This window comes from Alcanivorax sp. HI0044, from assembly GCF_001634945.1.
This window is the reverse complement of record NZ_LWEZ01000501.1, coordinates 1-861: the sequence shown is the minus strand read 5'-3', so window position 1 is coordinate 861 and position 861 is coordinate 1. Positions and strand designations below refer to the sequence as shown.

Annotated in this window: 1 protein-coding gene; it reads left to right on the top strand. The window is 58.1% G+C overall.

The window, feature by feature from the left end:
* Window positions 1-10: 10 nt before the first annotated feature.
* Window positions 11-861, top strand: an 851-nt coding sequence (locus tag A3730_RS05975) for an efflux RND transporter periplasmic adaptor subunit (RefSeq protein WP_231883863.1), incomplete at its 3' end; no start/stop codon positions are given.

The window sequence follows — 861 nt, the reverse complement described above, 5'->3', positions numbered from 1 at the left end:
TCAGCCGCTGATGCAATTGAGAGTTCCGGCCTGGACTGGAGCTCAGCATGAATGGCTGGCCGTGCTCGGCAGCGGCAACAACGAACTGATCGTCGCCGGGCGGGAGCGCCTGTTGTCATTGGGCATGCCTGCATCCCTGATCCGAAGTATTGAACGCCAACGTAAACCGCTGGAAACCTGGACGGTGACAGCTCCGCATGATGGCGTGATACGCAGTCTCAATGCTCGTGCTGGCATGACGCTGTCGGCCGGTGCTCCCGTGGCGGAGATTCAGTCACTCAACCCCGTGTGGGTGGAGATAGCAGTCCCGGAACGCCAATTGGGGCAAGTCAGTAGTGGTAACGCTGTTGACGTGACCGTTCAAGGAGTGAAGCCAGCACTGCGTGAGGGGCAAGTTGCCGACATTCTGCCTCTGGTGGATCAGTCCAGCCGAACTGTGCCGGTGCGAGTGACCTTGTCCAATGACGAGGGTGATCTGCGTCCGGGCATGAGCGCTCAGGTACGCATTCATGGCGAAGCCACACAGAAAGCATTGGCCGTACCAACCGCAGCCTTATTGCATACAGGAAAGCGCAGCCTGGTGATGCTTGATGAGGGGGAGGGTCGATATCGTCCGCAGGCAGTGTTGCCGGGGGGCGAGCTGGGAGACCAAACGCTGATCCTGGCAGGGCTGAAGGAAGACCAGAAGGTGGTTGTCAGTGGTCAGTTCCTGCTCGATTCCGAAGCCAGCCTGCAAGGCATTGCCGTTCAGGAGCTGGCTATGTCAGATGAGACGGAAATGATGAACGCACTGCACTATGCCGAAGGTGTTGTCGAGCAACTGAATGGCAGCAAAATAATGCTGGACCATGGCCCTTTCAA